Consider the following 18,058-nt stretch of genomic DNA (forward strand, 5'->3'; position numbering starts at 1 on the left):
TTTCCTCACTTTACAACATTCTCGATAAAATTCCGAATAGAAGACAAGCCGTCAGGCGTTCCAATACTTTCTGGATGGTACTGGAATCCATAAATTGGAAGGTTTTTGTGTTGAATTCCCATAATGGCCTGGTCATCAGTTGAACGAGCTGTCACTTCAAAGTCTTCTGGCATTTCTTCAATCAAAATACTGTGATAACGCATGACCGCACGGCCATCCTCAATGCCTTGATACAAAACAGATGGCGCTTCAAAGCTGATATTGCTCTGTTTCCCATGCATGACTTTTGGAGCCAAACCTAACTTCCCACCAAAGACTTCTGCAATGGCTTGGTGCCCCAAACAAATTCCAAGAATCGGCTTCTTGCCAGCAAAATCACGAATCATGTCTTCCATCTTTCCAGCATCAACTGGCCAACCAGGACCAGGAGAAAAGACCAGACCATCTGCTTTTTCAGCTTCTTCATACAGCTTGGGATCATCATTTCTCAAGACCTGTACTTCTGCAAAATTCCCAATGTATTGGGCCAAGTTATAGGTAAAAGAATCATAGTTGTCAATCAATAAAATCATGGTCTTAGTTCTCCAATTCTAGTCATAGATTTAGCCTTGTTAATGGTTTCTTGGTATTCGTTTTGGGCGATGGAGTCGTAGACAATCCCTGCCCCAGCCTGCACATAGGCTGTTTGATTTTTGAGAATCATAGTTCGGATGGCAATGGCAAAATCCATATCGCCCGTCGCAGACAAGTAGCCAATTGCTCCAGCGTATACGCTCCGTTTTTCCGTTTCTAGTTCATAGATGCGTCTCATCGCTCGAATCTTTGGTGCTCCTGAAACTGTTCCAGCAGGAAGTGTAGCTTTCAAGGCATCCATGGCAGTGAGTTCTGGAAGCAAACGCCCCTTGACCACACTGGTCAAATGCATGACATAACGGAAAAGCTCCACTTCCATATACTTAGTGACTTGGACACTTGCCGTTTCAGAGATGCGGCCAATATCATTACGACCCAAGTCTACTAACATTCGATGCTCTGCTGTTTCCTTCTCATCCGAAAGCAGGTCTGTCGCCAAAGCCTTGTCTTCTTCATCCGTAGCTCCTCTTGGTCGTGTCCCTGCAATCGGATTGGTTGTCACGATGCCATTTTTGACAGAAACCAAACTTTCAGGACTGGCACCGATGATTTGATAATCACCAAAATCATAGAAATAAAGGTAATTAGAAGGATTAGTCACGCGGAGATTTCTATAGAAGTCAAATGGATTTCCAGTAACTTCTGCTGAGAAACGCTGGCTGAGTACACATTGAAACATATCCCCGTTACGAATCAAGTCACGAGCGGTTTCCACCATTTCCTCAAACTTCTGAGGAGCAATATGGGGTTTGAAGTCTAACGGAGATAGATCCAAGTCTTCAAATTCATTTGGAGCAGGAATGCGTAATTCCTCAAGCACTTGGTTCAAGGCTTTTTCCAAGTCGTCTTGACTACGCTCACTATAGAGAGCATCCTCGATGACATGGATTTTTTCCTTCTTGTGGTCAAAGACCATGTAACTCTCATAGACAAAGAAATGCATGTCTGGCGTCCCAATCGTATCCTCAGGGATTTGACCGATTTCCTCATAGAGCGAAATCATATCGTAACCAACAAAACCAATTGCCCCACCACCAAAAGGGAGGTCTGAATGGTGCTGACTCTTATGAGTCACTTCATAAAGGAAATCCAAGGGATCCCGATCAATCACTTGCCCATTTTGATAGAGAACTCCATTTTCAAACTTAATCTCAAAAACTGGATTATAAGCTAAGATAGAAAAACGAGCTGTTTCCTTGTCTCTCGGAATACTCTCTAAGATAACCTTGTGTTTCCCCTTTAGGCGCATATAAGCCAAGATTGGTGATAAGACATCTCCATGAATGATTCGTTCCATTGTAATTTCCCTTTCAGTTCTACTTCTAGTCCGTGGTGACTGTATGAAAAGTCCCCACGCAAAATAACTTGCGTGAGGACGAAATTCGCGGTGCCACCTCAATTATAGGATTTCTCCTATCTCTCATTCCTGTCTCAGAAACCTCCTGTAACAGGTTGTGCGATAAAGGGCACTCCCTTGAGAATTATGTTTTCTTCTCTCGTTTCAGATGGACCCAACTTTACAGCTTTCTCTGCTTGTTTCCAGCAACCACAAGCTCTCTGTGAGAGAAAGGACTGTAATTTTTCCATCTATTATTTTTTAGCTTCTAGGTAGTCCGCAATTGCAGCTACGTCCTTGTCTCCACGACCAGAGACATTGATGATGATAATGTCGTCTTTACTTAGTTTCGGTGCACGTTTAACTGCTTCTGCGATAGCGTGTGAACTTTCAATCGCTGGGATAATCCCTTCAGTCTTGCTGAGAAGGAGGAGAGCCTGAACAGCTTCTTCATCCGTCGCAGCCACATATTCCACGCGACCTGAATCTTTGAAGTAGGCGTGTTCTGGGCCAACCCCTGGATAGTCCAATCCAGCTGAGATAGAGTAAACTGGAGCCAGCTCTCCATCTTCCTTAAAGACTGCATAGGTCTTCATACCGTCAACAATTCCGATACTACCTTTTGTCATAGTAGCTGCGTGCTTGTCTGTGTCAAGTCCGTGACCAGCAGCTTCAACCCCAACCAATTTAACTTCTTCATCAGCCACATACTGAGAAAAAGCACCGATGGCATTAGAGCCACCACCTACACAGGCAATAACGTAGTCTGGTAAACGACCTTCTTTTTCTAAGATTTGACGGCGAGATTCTTCACTGATGACCTTTTGGAACTCATGAACAATGGTTGGATATGGGTGAGGACCCACAGCAGATCCCAGAACATAGAAGGCTTCAAGGTCATTCATCCATGCTCCAAAGGCTGCATCAACCGCATCTTTGAGGGTGCGAGTCCCTGTTTCAACTGCGTGAACAGTTGCTCCCATCATCTCCATACGGAAAACATTGAGACGTTGACGTTCCACATCCTCTGCTCCCATGTAGACATCACAAGCCATACCAAACTTAGCTGCAGCCGCTGCTGTCGCAACACCGTGCTGACCAGCTCCTGTTTCTGCGATTACTCGTTTTTTGCCCATGCGTTTGGCCAAAAGAATTTGTCCTAAAACGTTGTTGAGTTTGTGAGAACCAAGGTGGTTAAGGTCTTCACGTTTGAGATAAATCTTAGCTCCACCTAGGTGCTCTGTCAAACTTTCTGCAAAATAGAGCGGTGTTTCGCGACCTGAATAGTCCTTCAAATAATGACGAAATTCTACCAAAAATTCTGGATCATCCTTGTACTTGTCAAATGTCACTTCCAACTCATCCAACAAAGCCTGAATCGGCTCCGGTACAAAACTACCACCAAATTGTCCAAAATAACCTTTAGTTGTCATAAAATTTTCCTCTTTCTATATTAATTCGGCTTTTTGTTTGCTTCTAGTAGTAGGCAAGGAGCTGCAGATAGAACCTAAGTTCATCAAAGCGACTTAACGCCCTAATAAAAGAAAAACAAAATGACCGAAAGAAAAAAGCCCACACACAGAATATACTTCCATGTGAGGGCGTTGGTAACGCGGTGCCACCTCAATTATAAAGGGACTATTCCCCTTTACATCTCTGTCTTGTCTAACAACAAGTTGCACTGTAAGGTGTGCGCACCGAATTTTCATTGTTTCAAATTCATTTTTAAAATCAGCCCACTTTCACTACTTCCAACCACCTGTTCACAATCACCACAGGCTCCCTGAAGATCAAAAATAGTTACTTTTCTGATTTGTTGAACTTATTTTAATACTTTGTTTTTTCTTTGTCAAGACTTTTTTACAATTTTTTTGATGAAGCTAGTACTTTTTCAGAAACTGTTTTGAAAGTCTCAATGATATAATCCACTTCTTCATCGCTTAGTTTAGTATGAAGAGGAAGCGTAATTTCATTTTCAAAGAAGGCATAGGCCTTAGGATAGTTCGCCATATCAAAGCCAAGATTCTTATAGGCTGTCAAGAGCGGAAGCGGTTTGTAGTGGACATTACTTGCAATTCCCGCTTTGGCCAATTCTTGGATGATAAGATTGCGTTCTTCTAAGCTTGCTCCTTCTACATGGGTGATGTAGAGGTGGCGTGAAGATTCGACAGTATCAGTCTTGTGTGCCAATGGATGGATACGAGAACCTGCAAAACCACGATCATAGCGGTCCACAATGTCCTTACGACGTTCTAGCAAACCAGAGTAACGGCCCAATTGTACCAAACCAAGGGAAGCCATGATATCTGTCATGTTGCACTTGTAGGCTGGTGTGACGATATCGTACTCCCATGAACCCAATTGCATTTTGGCAAGAGCGTCTTTAGTTTGCCCGTGAAGGGAAAGAATTTGGAACTCCTTATACATCTCTTCGTCATCAATCGCTGGATTGGCTTTCCAAGTCGCACTTCCTCCCTCAGCCGTTGTAAAGTTCTTAACGGCATGGAACGAGAAGGAAGTAAAGTCAGCGATCGAACCAGCTGGTTGCCCTTTGTAAGTAGATCCTAAAGCATGGGCACTATCAGAGACAATCACGATACGGTTAAAGGTCTTTTGCCACTTACTAGTAGCTGTAAAGAGGTCCCGTTTCTTCTCCACAACTTGGAACAAACGGTCATAGTCGCAGACAATCCCTGCAAGCTCTACTGGGATGATAACCTTAGTTTTCTCAGTGATAGCTTGCTCAAGCAAGTCATAGTCCATCTCAAAAGTATCTGCTTGGATATCCACCATGACAGGTGTTGCTCCTACGTGAGTGATAACACTACATGAAGCTGTATAGGTCATAGCTGGAACGATGACTTCATCACCTGGTCCCACTTCCAAAACACGTAAAATCAACTCAAGGGCGGCAGTCGCAGAGTTGAGGCAGACAGTCTTAGGTGTCTGTGTGTATTGAGACAAGCGACGCTCCAGTTCTTTTGTCTTCGGACCTGTTGTGATCCAACCAGAACGCAGGGTATCTGCTACTTCAGCAATTTCAGCTTCGGTAATATCGGGTGGTGAAAATGGAATATTGTAATTTGGCATTGATTTGCTCCTTTTATCTGTACTCATTTTCTCATGACTACTTTATTTTAGCACTTCAAACACGGTTTGAAACATGATTTTGATGTCTCCAAGGAAACTAAACTCTCGGAGATAGGCGAGGTTATAGCGCATCTTCTCAGGAAGGACATGTTCGACATAGGCCTGGTCAACTGACAGACCTTTCTCCGTCATTTGACTGATGATCGTATCCTCATCCTTGTAGTTGATGCTGGCTGGAGAGGTGATTCCTGCTGGCAAGAGCAAGGTCGCCATCATTTCAGGGCTATACTGCTCGGTGTAACGTGGCACCTCAGGTCGTGTGCCTACAAAGGACATTTCGCCCTTAAGGACATTGACCAGCTGAGGCAGTTCGTCCAAACGCACACGGCGAATGAAATTCCCCACTTTGGTAATACGGCTATCGTTAGCAGAAGTCACCAGACTTCCTTTTTTATCCGCATCCGTTACCATAGTACGGAACTTCCAAATCTTGAACGGACGGTTGTACTGGGTCACGCGCTCTTGCTTGTAAATGACAGGTCCCTTGCTATCCAACTTAATCCAAATGCTCAAGACAAGAAAGATGGGAGAAGTCAAAAGTAGCAAAAACAAGGCCAGAACCCAATCCAGGCAACGCTTGAAAATCAGCGAACCCTTCCTTTTAGAGACAAGCTGGTAGTAAGACTCAACCTCGCTTGATTGCATTTCCACGGGCAAGTCTTCCCATTTCAGCATGCTGTTTCTCCTTTGTTTTTATTATACTATTTGTCAACATTTTTCATTATACCACAAAATGGAAAAGGCGGTGCAAGAAATCTGTGATTTGAAGAATTTCCTTCTGGTGCTCAATGAAAATCAAAGTACAGCTTTGAGGTTGCAGATAAAGCTGACATGGTTTGAAGAGATTTTCAAAGAGTATTAGGACATGGCCCCTGCCTGCAAGCTATACATTTTGTGATAGGTTCCTCCCAAGGCCAAGAGTTCCTCATGGGTTCCACTCTCGATGATACGCCCCTTGTCCAAGACGTAGATGCAGTTGGCGTCTTGGATGGTCGAAAGGCGATGAGCAATAGCAATGGTCGTCCGACCCTGTCTCATCTTAGCTAGGGAATCTTGAACCAAACTTTCTGTTTCAGAGTCAATATTGGCTGTCGCTTCATCCAAAATCAGGATTTTAGGCTGACTGGCGACAGTTCTAGCAAAGGCAAGAAGCTGGCGTTGGCCAGTAGAAAAGCTCGAACCACGCTCAGAAACAGGTGCATCATAACCCTGCGGAAGGTCCTGAATAAAGGAATCTGCATCGACAAAGGCAGCTGCAGCCTGGACCTGATCATCACTAAGATCTTGGTACATGGCGATATTGGACTTGATAGTCCCGTGATAGAGGAAGGGATCCTGTAAGACCAAACCGATGTTTTTTCTCAGCTCTTCCTGACTGTAGTTCCTGATATCCACATCATCCAAGAGAACGTGGCCTGACTGAAATTCATAAAAACGCATGAGAACATTGATAATCGAAGATTTCCCCGAACCTGTATGACCTACAAAGGCAATGGTTTCGCCCTTGTTAACTGAAAAGGAAATATCATCCAGAATCGGATGTTTGCCATCATATGAGAAACACACATGTTCAAAACGGATATTGCCTTCATTGACTTTAGCTTGCCCATCTTTTTGAAGAGGCTCATAGGTCGTTTCGTCAATCAAGGCAAAGACACGACCTGCAGATACCATGGACGTTTGAAGGGTTGAAAAGTTTTGCGTCACCTCAATCAAGGGATCAAAAAGGCGGTTGATATACTGGATAAAGGCATACATGGTTCCAGCTGTTATCCCAATAGAAAGACCACGGTAACCAAAGTAGGCCATCAAAACGGCGTAGCCTAGGAGTTTCAGCAAACTCATGGCAGGGCGCAAGAAGAGGGCATCCAAGGCTACAGAACGGTTGGCATAGACCAAGTGTTCTTGGTTGATTTCATCAAATTCTGCCTGCAGGCGCTTCTCTTGATTAAAGGCCTGGATAATCCTGATTCCCTCGATATTCTCTGCCAGCTTACTATTGATATCTGACAAGAGACTTCTGGTTTTCTCGATGATTTTCACTGACTTTTTCCGGTAGAGATTGACCAACAGGAAAATCAAGGGAAGAAAGAGCAGGACTAAAGCTGTCAAACGAAAATCCAGAACCAACATGGTATAAAGGGTTGTCAGAAAGATGAAAACTGCTGAAATAAAGCTGGATAAAATCCCTGAAAACATATCACTGATGGTCTCGGTATCATTGGTCAAACGAGAAACGATGGATCCTGCTGGCGTCTTGTCAAAATAAGACATGCCCAGTTTCTCCATATTGGCAAAGGCATCGCGACGAATATCCCTAACAATACTGTAGGACACCCGCGCAAAGAGAAGATTGCCGACATACTGGACTAGAGTTTGCAGGATATAAAGACCATAGTAGGCCAGCAAAACCGTCACAGCGAGTTGGTTAAGATTGCTGAGGTACTGGTCGATAAAGTGGGAGGCCACAAGGGGAATGACACTTTTAATGACCGTCGTCGCAAGGAGAAAACTGAGTGCCAAAAAGGTCAGGAGGCCATAGGGCTTGAGATAGGACATCAAGCGCTTCAATACAGCCCATTGTTCTTTCTTATTCTGCATCTTCTTCTCCTTTCATTTCCAATTGCTGAGACTGGTAGGTTTGGGCATACCAGCCATCCAGAGCTAGCAAGTCATCGTGCGTGCCCCGTTCAATGATTTGGCCATTTTGCAGGACTAAAATCAAATCTGCATGGACAACCGCACTGAGACGATGGGCTGTAATAATGGTTGTCTTATCCTTCCTCGTCTCCTTAAGATTGTCGATGATCGCATACTCAGTTTTGGCATCCACGGCGGACAAGGAATCATCTAAAATCAAGATATCAGGGTCTAAAATCATAGCCCGACTCATAGCCAGACGTTGCTTTTGCCCACCTGAGAGACTGACTCCCTTTTCACCGATCAGCGTATCAAATCCCTGAGGCATGTCCACAATATCTTGGTAAACTTGAGCTAGCTTTGTCGCTTCCTCGACCACCGAAAGGGACAAATTAGGATTGCCGAAGCGGATATTGTCTAAGATAGAGGTCGCAAAGAGGAACTGGTCCTGAGGAACATAGCCCATGAGACTGCGAAGGTCTGTCAGACGATAATCCCGAATATCATGACTGTTTAGGTAAATGGCTCCCTTATCCACATCGTATTCACGCAAGAGGAGCTTAATCAAGGATGTTTTCCCAGAGCCTGTCTGTCCGACCAAGCCAATAGTTTCCCCTTTTTCCAAACTAAAGTGAATATCCGTCAGTGTTTTCTCATTTTCAAAGGCAAAACTATCAATATCGTACTCCAAGCGTCCATTTTCAATACCGTCCAGAGGAAACTCAGGATCTTGTACAGGTGATTCCTGAGACAAAAGTTCCTCAATCCGCTGATAGGACACCTTCCCTCGCTGAGTAATATTAAAGAGGAAACCAATAGCCATAAGAGGCCAAACCAGCATATCCAAGTAGCTGATAAAGGTAACCAGATTTCCAACCGTAATCTGCCCCTCCTGAACCATCAAGGAACCGACCAAAAGGGTTAAAACATAGGAGGAACCAACAAACAAGAGAACCATAGGGTCAAAGAGACTATCGTATTTCATGGTTTGCAGGTTCTTCTGGAAGGTCAATTCATTGACTGCCTGAAAGGACTTCAACTCGTCCGCCTGGTAACCGAAAGACTTGGTCACTTTGATACCTGATACGGACTCCTGTACCTTGTTATTGAGTTCGGAAAAAGCGGTTTGCGATTCGCTAAAGGCCTTATGGGTCTTTCTCCCTAGACGACTGGTCGCATAAGCCATGAAAGGTAAGGGTAAAATGGCAACTAGGGTCATTTGCCAGGAAATGCTAAAGAGCATGGTCAACAAGGTCACCAGCGCCGTGATAGAGGCATCCACAGCAGACATGACTCCGCCACCTGCCAGACGAGTCAAGGCATTTATATCATTGGTAGCGTGTGCCATCAGGTCTCCCGTCCGATAGGTTTGATAAAAAGCTGGAGACATTTTTGTGAAATGCTCAAACAAGCGAGACCGCATAATCTGCCCCAGACGATAGGAAGTCCCAAGGATATACATGCGCCAAACATAGCGTAGATAGTACATACCCAAAGCTGCAAGAAGCAGATAAAGGAGGTTCAAAAGCAAGTCCTGCTGGGTTAATTGCCCCGATGTAATGGCATCAATGACCCGCCCCATAACCATTGGGGGAATGAGGTTAAGGACGGAAACCAAGACCAGGGCCACGATTCCGACTAGATAACGGCGTTTTTCTAACTTGAAAAACCACCAAAGTTTTTGAATAATGGACATAAAATCCCTTTCTGATTGCAAATAGAAACCTGAGGCCAAGACCCCAGGTTTTTCTTATTCATAGGTTACGACTGTAACGGCACCCTTGTCATACTCAGCGATAAAGATATTAGCTACATTGTCATGTCCTTGCTTGTTGAGGTTATCAAGCAGCCACTCTTCGCTACGACCAATCGACTCCAAAACATCGACTTGTATCACACCGTCAGTCACAACTGGATACTTAGGATTTTCATCTCCCATTTGGACCACGATGAGTTGGCCATTTTGCTCCTGCACAGCGCATTTGACTTGCTTCATCTGGAAAATTCCTTGGCTACGAAGTTTGAGAGCAACTTCTGCCGCAGACAAACCAACTGAACGACAGGCTTCTGGGTCAATCTGCCCATTTTTGATGAGCAGAGTCGGTTTACCATCAATCAAGCGTTTGACAAAACGAACATTGTTATTAAGCCACTTGAGGGTCAAAACCAAAATCGTCCACATCATCAGAATCACTGCGTATTGCAGGATACTGATTGAACTATTGTAAATTACCCCACCGATGATACCACCAAGAACATAGTTCTGAATTTGGTCTGTAGCAGAGTTAGGTGCTAGATTCCCCTTTCCTGTCACATTAATAACAAAAACAAGAGAGAAAAGACCCAAGGCCAGTTTGATTAAAATTTCCATATAGTTGAGTGTCATTTGTTTACCTCCACCAATTCAATAGCGTCTGTTTGATTCAATTCTAATTTCTCTAAAAGATACTTGTCTGGTTGGCTCCCGTTCATGGCGCGGTAGAAATTTGGACCTACCTTGACAAGCGCTCCATCAGTGGCAGCTGAAGTATTAACGTAAACTTCTGATTTATCCACCCCCAAGTCTTTGGAAACAACCTCTATGAAATGAAGTGAAGTTTGAAATTGGTTGTTAGAGGCTTGATTGGTCTGGTATTTTGAGATTGTCACCAAAAGCATGGCCACCAAGGTCAAGGCCAAAATCATGACCAATTCCCGAAACTTAGTCCCCTTTTTATCTCGATAGGCTTTAAAAGCAAAAAATCCTGTGATAGCTAGGAGAACAATTCCAAAGCCAATCATGATGCCATTTTGCTGACTGATTTGGCTAAGTACATAGTCATATGAGTAAAATTTCATTTATTTTCACTCCCTTTCATAAAATCATTCTTCATTATAAACGAAAGAGAGTGATTTTTCAAGCCATACGTTGGGGAAATAGACCTTTTTTTGGTATAATAAAATCTATAATCTGAATGAAAAAGGTAACTTTATGAAACTTATCTCATGGAATATTGATTCCCTCAATGCTGCCCTAACTAGTGACTCAGCTCGTGCCAAATTGTCCCAAGAAGTCCTACAAACCTTGGTCGCTGAAAATGCTGATATCATTGCTATCCAAGAAACCAAGCTTTCTGCTAAGGGTCCTACAAAGAAACACTTAGAAATTTTAGAAGAACTCTTCCCAGGCTACGAAAACACGTGGCGCTCTTCCCAAGAGCCTGCCCGTAAAGGCTATGCTGGAACCATGTTCCTCTATAAGAAAGAACTTACACCAACTATCAGCTTCCCAGAAATCGGTGCCCCTTCTACCATGGACTTGGAAGGTCGCATCATCACCTTAGAATTTGATGAATTTTTCGTGACCCAAGTTTACACTCCAAACGCTGGCGATGGCCTCAAACGCTTGGAAGAACGCCAGGTCTGGGATGTCAAATATGCGGAATATTTAGCTGAACTAGACAAAGAAAAGCCAGTCCTTGCGACCGGTGACTATAACGTAGCCCACAATGAGATTGACCTTGCAAATCCTGCTAGCAACCGCCGTTCACCAGGATTTACCGACGAGGAGCGTGCTGGATTTACCAACCTTTTAGCAACTGGATTTACGGATACCTTCCGCCACATTCACGGCGATGTTCCCGAACGCTACACTTGGTGGGCACAGCGCAGCAAGACTTCTAAAATCAACAATACAGGCTGGAGAATCGACTACTGGCTCACAAGTAACCGTCTCGCAGACAAGGTCACTAAATCTGATATGATTGACTCAGGTGCTCGCCAAGACCATACACCCATTGTCTTGGAGATTGAATTGTAAGGAGTTTCTTTATGGACTACAATGCAGTTATTCCCGAGTTTCTTGTATCGAATATGGAACAGTCCCGTTCCTTCTACTGTGATTTACGTAGTTCTTGTTTCAGGCATCTTCTCAAAAGTGGCCAATCTCTTCCCATCTATCGTAACAGGATCTGTTATTACAACAATTGGTTTAACCTTGATTCCTGTCGCTATTGGAAATATGGGAAATAACGTTCCAGAGCCAACTGGTCAAAGTCTCTTGCTTGCCGCTATTACTGTTCTGATTATCCTCTTGATTAACATCTTTACCAAAGGATTTATCAAATCTATCTCTATTTTGATTGGTCTGGTTGTTGGAACTGCCATTGCTGCTAGCATGGGCTTGGTTGACTTCTCTCCTGTTGCAGCAGCACCGCTTGTCCATGTCCCAACTCCACTCTACTTTGGGATGCCAACCTTTGAAATCTCATCTATTGTCATGATGTGTATCATCGCAACGGTGTCTATGGTTGAGTCAACTGGTGTTTACTTAGCCTTGTCTGATATCACAAAAGATCCAATCGACAGCACGCGTCTTCGCAACGGTTACCGCGCAGAAGGCTTGGCCGTACTTCTCGGAGGAATCTTTAATACCTTCCCTTACACAGGATTTTCACAAAACGTTGGTTTGGTTAAATTGTCAGGTATCAAGACTCGCCTTCCAATCTACTACGCAGCTGGTTTCCTGGTTCTCCTTGGACTCCTTCCTAAGTTTGGCGCCCTTGCCCAAATCATTCCGAGCCCTGTCCTCGGTGGTGCTATGCTGGTGATGTTTGGTTTTGTATCTATTCAAGGGATGCAAATCCTCGCTCGTGTTGACTTTGCTAACAATGAACACAACTTCCTTATTGCAGCAGTCTCCATCGCTGCAGGTGTCGGACTCAACAACAGTAATCTCTTCGTTAGTATGCCGACAGCCTTCCAAATGTTCTTCTCAAACGGAATCGTTGTAGCCAGCCTACTCGCCATTGTCCTCAATGCGGTACTAAATCATAAAAAGAAATAAGAAAAAGAGGTGCGAGCCTCTTTTTATGTTATATCCTTACCTGTCTTTCTTCTGACCGTTGTCCTGTGACAAACATGGTAAAGGTTGCCTTGCAAACATTTCTGCCTTCTTGATTGGTGACATCAACATCCACCACACAGGTTGTGCGACCTTGATGGACACACTCTCCTTTAATGGTCAGCACATCGTCGAGTTTTCCTGCCTTGAGGTAGTTAATAGAGGATTGGAGCGTCACTCCATCTAGTCCTAGCGAAATGACTACCAAACCACTAATCTGGTCGCAAAGGGTAAAGAGATAGCCACCATGGGCATTGCCATAGTAGTTGAGCGACGAGTCCACTACTTTTGTCGTTACCACAACGTGACCATCTCTCATTTGTTCAATTTCGTAATTTTCAAAGGCAGATATAGCGTCAAAATGAAAGTCTTTCATCGTTTCCTCCTGATATTTCAAACGACACTATGATACTACTTTTTATAGGACTGTGCAAGGAGAAAGCTCCTAGTCTGGCAAAATTCCAACCTGCTCCACAAAGCGCATAAAGGCTGCCTGTCCTTGTTCTGTCTGCTTGTAGACTCCTGCATCCTCAAGTACACGCGCAAAGATAGCACCAACAGAGTCCTTGACGATTTCAAGGGTTTTTTCTTTATCTGTTATGTCTGGATATTGGGCTCTAAGTTGGTCTGCCCATTCCTGATGATAAGTGGCAACTATAACAGCTTCTCCTACAAGATAGCTAGCGACTTGCTCCACTTCTTCTTTCAGACGTGGTGGCAAGATTGCCAAGCCCATGACCTCAATCAAGCCGATATTTTCCTTCTTGATATGTTGAACATCCTTGTGAGGATGATAGATTCCATCAGGATGTTCTGCAGAAGTCTGATTGTCCCGCAAGACCAAGTCCAACTCAAACTGGCCATCGCGTTTACGGGCAATCGGTGTAATGGTATGATGCGGTATCCCGTCTGTTTCTGCCAAAATCTGCACACTAGGATCTGAATACTGACGCCATTCCTGCAAAATCTTGTCAGCCAAGTTGATCAAATCCTCTTTAGAATCCGAAGTCAAACGTAGGACAGACATAGGCCACTTGACAATCCCAGCCTTGACCTTCTCAAAACCAGTAAAAGAGAAAGTCATTTGCAAGGGAGCCAATTCCATAGGAAAAACATGTCGTCCCCCCTGATAGTGGTCATGAGTTAGAATAGAGCCCCCTACAATCGGCAGATCGGCATTAGAGCCTGCAAAATAGCCTGGAAACTGCTCTACGATGGCCAGCAGACGCTCAAAACTCTGACGACTAATGGCCATGGGACGATGCTGACCATCTAAGAAAATACAGTGCTCATTAAAGTAAGCATAGGGCGAATACTGGAAGCCCCACTCCTGACCCGCCATTTCAAAACGAATAATCCGGTGATTGCTGCGGGCTGGGTGGTTGACTCGACCATGGTAGCCCTCATTCTCTAAACAAAGCTGACACTGTGGATAATTGCTAGCTTGCACCAACTTGGCTGCCGCAATCTCTTTGGGATCTTTTTCAGGCTTAGAAAGATTGATGGTAATTTCAAGTTCTCCGTAATCAGATGGAACACGATAAGCGATATTTTTAGCAATGGCCTTGAGTTTGATGTAGTCATTTTTCTGACTGAGTTGGTAAAAATCCGCTATCGCTTGCTCAGGAGAGTGGGCATAGGTTGCCCAAAAGTCACGATTGACCTGACTTGGACAAGGGGTCACCCAGTCCATCAGTTCAGCACCAAGGATTTCACGCGCAGTCTGACTATCCTCAATCGTCTCTAATCGAACGGCCTCCTCAACCAGCTGGTCCTTGAGATCAATTAATTGATCCAGATTGGTCTCAACTTCCAAAACACCGTCTCCCACTCGTGCCAAAACACGATTAGTCAGGTAGGTTCGATCCATTTCCTCAAATGAACTTTCAGAAATGACATGTGTTACAAATTTATCTACTAAGGTCACTATAGAACCTCCTTTTGACTAGTCAAGGACGCGAGTGCCACCTGCAACTTCAGCGATATAGAAGCTTGGAGCGTATCCAACTACTTCCTCGTAGTGTTTGCCAACAGCTTCCTTAAAGGCCTCAACAGTATCTTTTTGTACCAAGGCAATGGCACATCCACCAAAACCTGCTCCTGTCATACGAGCACCGAGAACACCTTCTTGTGCCCAAGCTGTGTGAACAAGAGTATCCAATTCCAAACCAGTTACTTCATAGTCATGCTCCAGAGAAACGTGTGACGCATTCATCAAGCGACCAAATGTTTCCAAATCACCTGCTTGAAGAGCTGCTTGTGCTTTAAGAGTACGTTGGTTTTCAAGCACAGCATGACGAGCACGTTTCAAACGATTTTCATCTTTAATCAGATAGCTGTATTGGTCAAAGGCCCACTCATCTAATTCACCCAAAGTCTGAATATCTAAGGCAACTTGCAATTCTTCCACTGCTTTTTCACACTCAGCACGGCGTTCATTATATTTAGAATCCGCCAATTCACGACGTTTGTTGGTGTTCATGATAACAACGACATTGTCCTTCAAATCAAGTGGTACCAAATCATACTCTAAGGTGTTGGTATCAAGGTAAATAGCACGTTGGTCTGCACCCATACCGATAGCAAACTGGTCCATGATACCAGAGTTGACTCCGATAAAGTTATTTTCTGTTTGTTTTCCGATTTTAACCAAATCGAGACGCTCTAATTTTAAATCAAAGAGATGCTCTGCCACGACCCCTGTCAAGAGTTCCAATGATGCTGATGAAGACAAGCCAGCACCATTTGGGATATTCCCAAAGACATAGAAATCAAACCCTTTGTCAATGACATGGCCTGCTTCTTGCAAGAAATGAAGGACACCTTTTGGATAATTGGTCCAGTTATGCTCTTTTTCAAACTTGAGGTCAGCGAGAGGCACCTCGATGATGCCCTTGTCCTCAAAGTTAGCTGAGTAGAAACGCAAGACTTGGTCGTCACGCTTGCGAGCCGCCCCATAAGTTCCCAAGGAAATAGCAGCAGGAAAAACGTGCCCACCGTTGTAGTCCGTGTGTTCACCAATTAAATTGATGCGGCCAGGTGAAAAGAAAGTTTGGTCCGCTTCTTGACCAAAAACGGCAAGAAAGTCTTTACGAAGGGCTTCAGTAGTAAGATGTTGTGTCATATGATTTCTCCTTTTACTGTCCGTTAAGTCACCTTAACGTGTAATCGTTTTCTTCTATTGTATCCAAGGGATTTCCCAAGGTCAATCCTTTTTACTAAAATTTTACTAAACTATCGGTAAAAGGTAGAAAAATATGATATACTAACTTAAAAGAAGGAGGATTTATGGCTACCTTAAAAGACATTGCACAGCTAGCCTCTGTCTCTATCGCGACCGTATCCCGCGTCCTCAACCGCGACCAGAGCCTATCTGTTACAGAAGAAACCAGACACCGTATTTTAACTGTCGCTGAAGAGTTGGGCTACACCAAGCACCTCAAGACAGGCGAGTCCCACAAACCCAAGCAAAAGATTGCTATTATCCAATGGGTCAGTGAACAAGGGGAGCTGGACGACCTCTACTACTACCAGATTCGCCTAGGAATAGAAAAAAGAGCCCAAGAACTGGACTATGATATCTTACGCTATTTTAATGACCATCCTTTTACCCTGAGCGAAGAAGTGATTGGGATTCTCTGCATCGGAAAGTTTAGCCGAGCTCAGATTTCTACCTTTGAAGAATACCAAAAGCCTCTTGTCTTTCTAGACAGTGATACTCTTTCACTAGGACACACCTGCATTATCACGGATTTTTACACTGCCATGAAACAGATTGTCGATTATTTCCTCAGCCAAGGACTTGATCGTATCGGGATTCTAACAGGGCTTGAGGAAACAACAGACCAAGAAGAAATCATTGAGGATAAGCGTCTGGAAAACTTTAAGAACTACAGTCAAACAAAAGGAATCTATCATGATGAACTGGTCTTTCAAGGTAGCTTTACCGCCCAGTCTGGCTATGACTTGATGAAGGAGGCCATTCAGAGCTTGGGAGACCAACTCCCACCAGCCTTTTTCGCAGCCAGCGATAGTTTAGCCATCGGTGCCCTCCGTGCCCTCCAAGAAGCTGGAATCAGCCTGCCAGACCGCGTCAGTCTTATTTCCTTTAACGACACTAGTCTGACCAAGCAGGTCTATCCACCCCTTTCTAGCATCACGGTCTATACCGAGGAAATGGGCCGGGCAGGTATGGATATTCTTAATAAGGAAGTACTCCACGGTCGCAAAATCCCTAGCCTGACCATGCTGGGAACCAGACTGACATTGAGAGAGAGTACAAGGAATGATTAAGATATTAGAATCTAGGCAAAAACTAAATTTCAAGATAAAATGAAGTAAATGTCCCCACAATAAAACGCATAGTATCAAGTTTTTTTAATGCCTGACACTATGCGCTTTTCACTTTTAAAGACTTTTCCCCAGCCTCTTTTCTAGTGTTGATGCCCATGGGGTTGCTCTAAGGCTGTTACCCTCCGCTTATGTTGCGCATGATTGCTTTGGCTGGTATCCACTTCGATTGTAATATTCTGCACACCTCTTTCTTCTAAGAGCTGACGCACTTGATTCTTTGTTTCCGTCATCTGCTCCCAATCTTCTAAACAGAGATGGATAATGGCATTATTTTCCAGACCATCCATGGACCAAATACTAAGTTGATTGACACTTTTGACATTGGTCAGAGCATCCAAATCCTTCTCCAAATCACCAGTCTCTACTCCTTCCGGCACAGCGTCCAAGAAAATCTTGAGTGTAGACCAAAAACGTGGAATGGCTTTTGTTAGAATGAAGATGGAAATGACAAGAGATAAGAGCGGATCAAGAATATACCAATCTGTAAATCGGAGGATAATCGCCATTAGAATGACAGCCAACCAACCAAGAGTATCTTCAAAAAAGTGCAGGCTGAGAATTGACTCGTTCTTTGTCTTTCCCTTGCGAACTACTAGACTAGCTAGCACATTAATACTGACTGCAATGATCCCTAGCCAGAGGATACCTTCATCATTAACGGGCTGTGGATTAAAAAGTTTAGTTATATTTTCCAAAATCACTAGGATGGATCCTGTGATAAGAATCACAGCAGTCACAAGTGCCCCTAAAAGACTAAATCGCTTGTAACCCAAGGTGTACTGCCTATCTTCTTCTCTATTTGAGATTGTTTCTAAAAAGGCCGATATGCCAATAGCTATAGCATCTCCCAAGTCATGGACAGAATCAGCAAGAACAGCACTCGAACCAAAGATGCCTCCTGCGATAAACTCAACAATAGCATAGCTTAAATTTAAGAAAAAAGCTACCCAAACAGTATATTTTGCCTTCATCTTTCTCATTCCTTTGTTATAATAGATTTATGAACACCTTGTTCATTATTATTATCTACTAAAACTCAAAGAAAGGATAGAAGCAAAATGTCA

Annotated in this window: 15 protein-coding genes, 2 pseudogenes and 1 other annotated feature; of the genes and pseudogenes, 4 read left to right on the plus strand and 13 right to left on the minus strand. The window is 43.9% G+C overall.

The features are described 5' to 3' along the window. Nucleotides 1–5 precede the first annotated feature (5 nt). The 9 genes from O3650_RS05435 to O3650_RS05475 all read right to left on the minus strand — a co-directional run bounded on the left by O3650_RS05435 (nucleotide 6) and on the right by O3650_RS05475 (nucleotide 10,597). A complete protein-coding gene (locus O3650_RS05435) occupies nucleotides 6–572 on the minus strand; it encodes an aminodeoxychorismate/anthranilate synthase component II (protein WP_101785972.1) in 567 nt (188 codons plus the stop codon). Next, a complete protein-coding gene (gene trpE / locus O3650_RS05440) occupies nucleotides 569–1,930 on the minus strand; it encodes an anthranilate synthase component I (RefSeq protein ID WP_101785970.1) in 1,362 nt (453 codons plus the stop codon). The genes O3650_RS05435 and trpE overlap by 4 nt, the downstream gene beginning before the upstream one ends. Nucleotides 1,931–2,001: 71 nt before the next feature. Next, nucleotides 2,002–2,233: a binding site (T-box leader), on the minus strand. Next, the gene (trpB, locus tag O3650_RS05445) at nucleotides 2,224–3,402 is read right to left on the minus strand and encodes a tryptophan synthase subunit beta (protein ID WP_101785968.1); all 1,179 of its coding nucleotides are present in this window, start codon (nucleotides 3,400–3,402) and stop codon (nucleotides 2,224–2,226) included. Its footprint overlaps the feature before it by 10 nt. 427 nt (nucleotides 3,403–3,829) lie before the next feature. After that, nucleotides 3,830–5,059, minus strand: coding sequence for a DegT/DnrJ/EryC1/StrS family aminotransferase (locus tag O3650_RS05450; RefSeq protein WP_371491767.1), 1,230 nt, complete (start codon nucleotides 5,057–5,059; stop codon nucleotides 3,830–3,832). A 42-nt stretch (nucleotides 5,060–5,101) separates the two neighbouring features. Continuing rightward, nucleotides 5,102–5,794 (minus strand): sugar transferase, encoded by a 693-nt coding sequence (locus tag O3650_RS05455; protein ID WP_000922220.1) that lies wholly within the window; start codon nucleotides 5,792–5,794, stop codon nucleotides 5,102–5,104. Nucleotides 5,795–5,977: 183 nt separating this feature from the next. After that, a complete protein-coding gene (locus tag O3650_RS05460) occupies nucleotides 5,978–7,720 on the minus strand; it encodes an ABC transporter ATP-binding protein (protein WP_125328206.1) in 1,743 nt (580 codons plus the stop codon). Then, nucleotides 7,710–9,455, minus strand: coding sequence for an ABC transporter ATP-binding protein (locus tag O3650_RS05465; RefSeq protein ID WP_371491769.1), 1,746 nt, complete (start codon nucleotides 9,453–9,455; stop codon nucleotides 7,710–7,712). Before O3650_RS05465 ends, O3650_RS05460 begins: the two co-directional genes overlap by 11 nt. 54 nt (nucleotides 9,456–9,509) lie before the next feature. Continuing rightward, nucleotides 9,510–10,145: a DUF421 domain-containing protein gene (locus tag O3650_RS05470; RefSeq protein WP_038806300.1), complete on the minus strand. Its 636-nt coding sequence runs from the start codon at nucleotides 10,143–10,145 to the stop codon at nucleotides 9,510–9,512. Further along, the gene (locus tag O3650_RS05475; RefSeq protein WP_000675332.1) at nucleotides 10,142–10,597 is read right to left on the minus strand and encodes a DUF3290 family protein; all 456 of its coding nucleotides are present in this window, start codon (nucleotides 10,595–10,597) and stop codon (nucleotides 10,142–10,144) included. Before O3650_RS05475 ends, O3650_RS05470 begins: the two co-directional genes overlap by 4 nt. A 133-nt stretch (nucleotides 10,598–10,730) precedes the next feature. Here O3650_RS05475 and O3650_RS05480 point away from each other — a divergent pair, with 133 nt between their 5' ends. From O3650_RS05480 to O3650_RS05490, 3 genes and pseudogenes are all read left to right on the plus strand, one after another. Beyond that, entirely contained in the window at nucleotides 10,731–11,558 is an 828-nt protein-coding gene (locus tag O3650_RS05480; protein WP_101776760.1) for an exodeoxyribonuclease III, read from the plus strand. A gap of 11 nt (nucleotides 11,559–11,569) precedes the next feature. Beyond that, nucleotides 11,570–11,644, plus strand: a pseudogene (locus O3650_RS05485) (VOC family protein); the annotation flags it as partial. Then, a pseudogene (locus O3650_RS05490) lies at nucleotides 11,640–12,584 on the plus strand (solute carrier family 23 protein); the annotation flags it as partial. The pseudogenes O3650_RS05485 and O3650_RS05490, both read left to right, overlap by 5 nt. 28 nt (nucleotides 12,585–12,612) lie before the next feature. Here O3650_RS05490 and O3650_RS05495 read toward each other — a convergent pair. The 3 genes from O3650_RS05495 to O3650_RS05505 all read right to left on the minus strand — a co-directional run bounded on the left by O3650_RS05495 (nucleotide 12,613) and on the right by O3650_RS05505 (nucleotide 15,765). After that, nucleotides 12,613–13,017: a PaaI family thioesterase gene (locus tag O3650_RS05495; protein WP_371491772.1), complete on the minus strand. Its 405-nt coding sequence runs from the start codon at nucleotides 13,015–13,017 to the stop codon at nucleotides 12,613–12,615. 69 nt (nucleotides 13,018–13,086) lie between these two features. After that, on the minus strand, nucleotides 13,087–14,568 hold the full coding sequence (locus O3650_RS05500; protein WP_371491774.1) for a UDP-glucose--hexose-1-phosphate uridylyltransferase: 1,482 nt from the start codon (nucleotides 14,566–14,568) through the stop codon (nucleotides 13,087–13,089). A gap of 18 nt (nucleotides 14,569–14,586) precedes the next feature. Beyond that, nucleotides 14,587–15,765 carry a galactokinase gene (locus tag O3650_RS05505; RefSeq protein ID WP_261083354.1) on the minus strand — a complete coding sequence of 393 codons (1,179 nt, stop codon included), beginning with the start codon at nucleotides 15,763–15,765 and terminating at the stop codon, nucleotides 14,587–14,589. 164 nt (nucleotides 15,766–15,929) lie between these two features. On the opposite strand from O3650_RS05505, the gene galR reads away from it, so the two are divergent. Continuing rightward, complete coding sequence (gene galR, locus O3650_RS05510) at nucleotides 15,930–16,934, plus strand: DNA-binding transcriptional regulator GalR (protein ID WP_101786467.1); 1,005 nt, start codon at nucleotides 15,930–15,932, stop codon at nucleotides 16,932–16,934. A gap of 140 nt (nucleotides 16,935–17,074) precedes the next feature. On the opposite strand, the gene O3650_RS05515 is transcribed toward galR, so the two are convergent. After that, a complete protein-coding gene (locus tag O3650_RS05515) occupies nucleotides 17,075–17,965 on the minus strand; it encodes a cation diffusion facilitator family transporter (RefSeq protein ID WP_020901629.1) in 891 nt (296 codons plus the stop codon). Between the last annotated feature and the right edge of the window lie 93 nt (nucleotides 17,966–18,058).

Source organism: Streptococcus sp. 20925_1_24 (assembly GCF_041432335.1).
Classification (GTDB): Bacteria; Bacillota; Bacilli; order Lactobacillales; family Streptococcaceae; genus Streptococcus; species Streptococcus mitis_BM.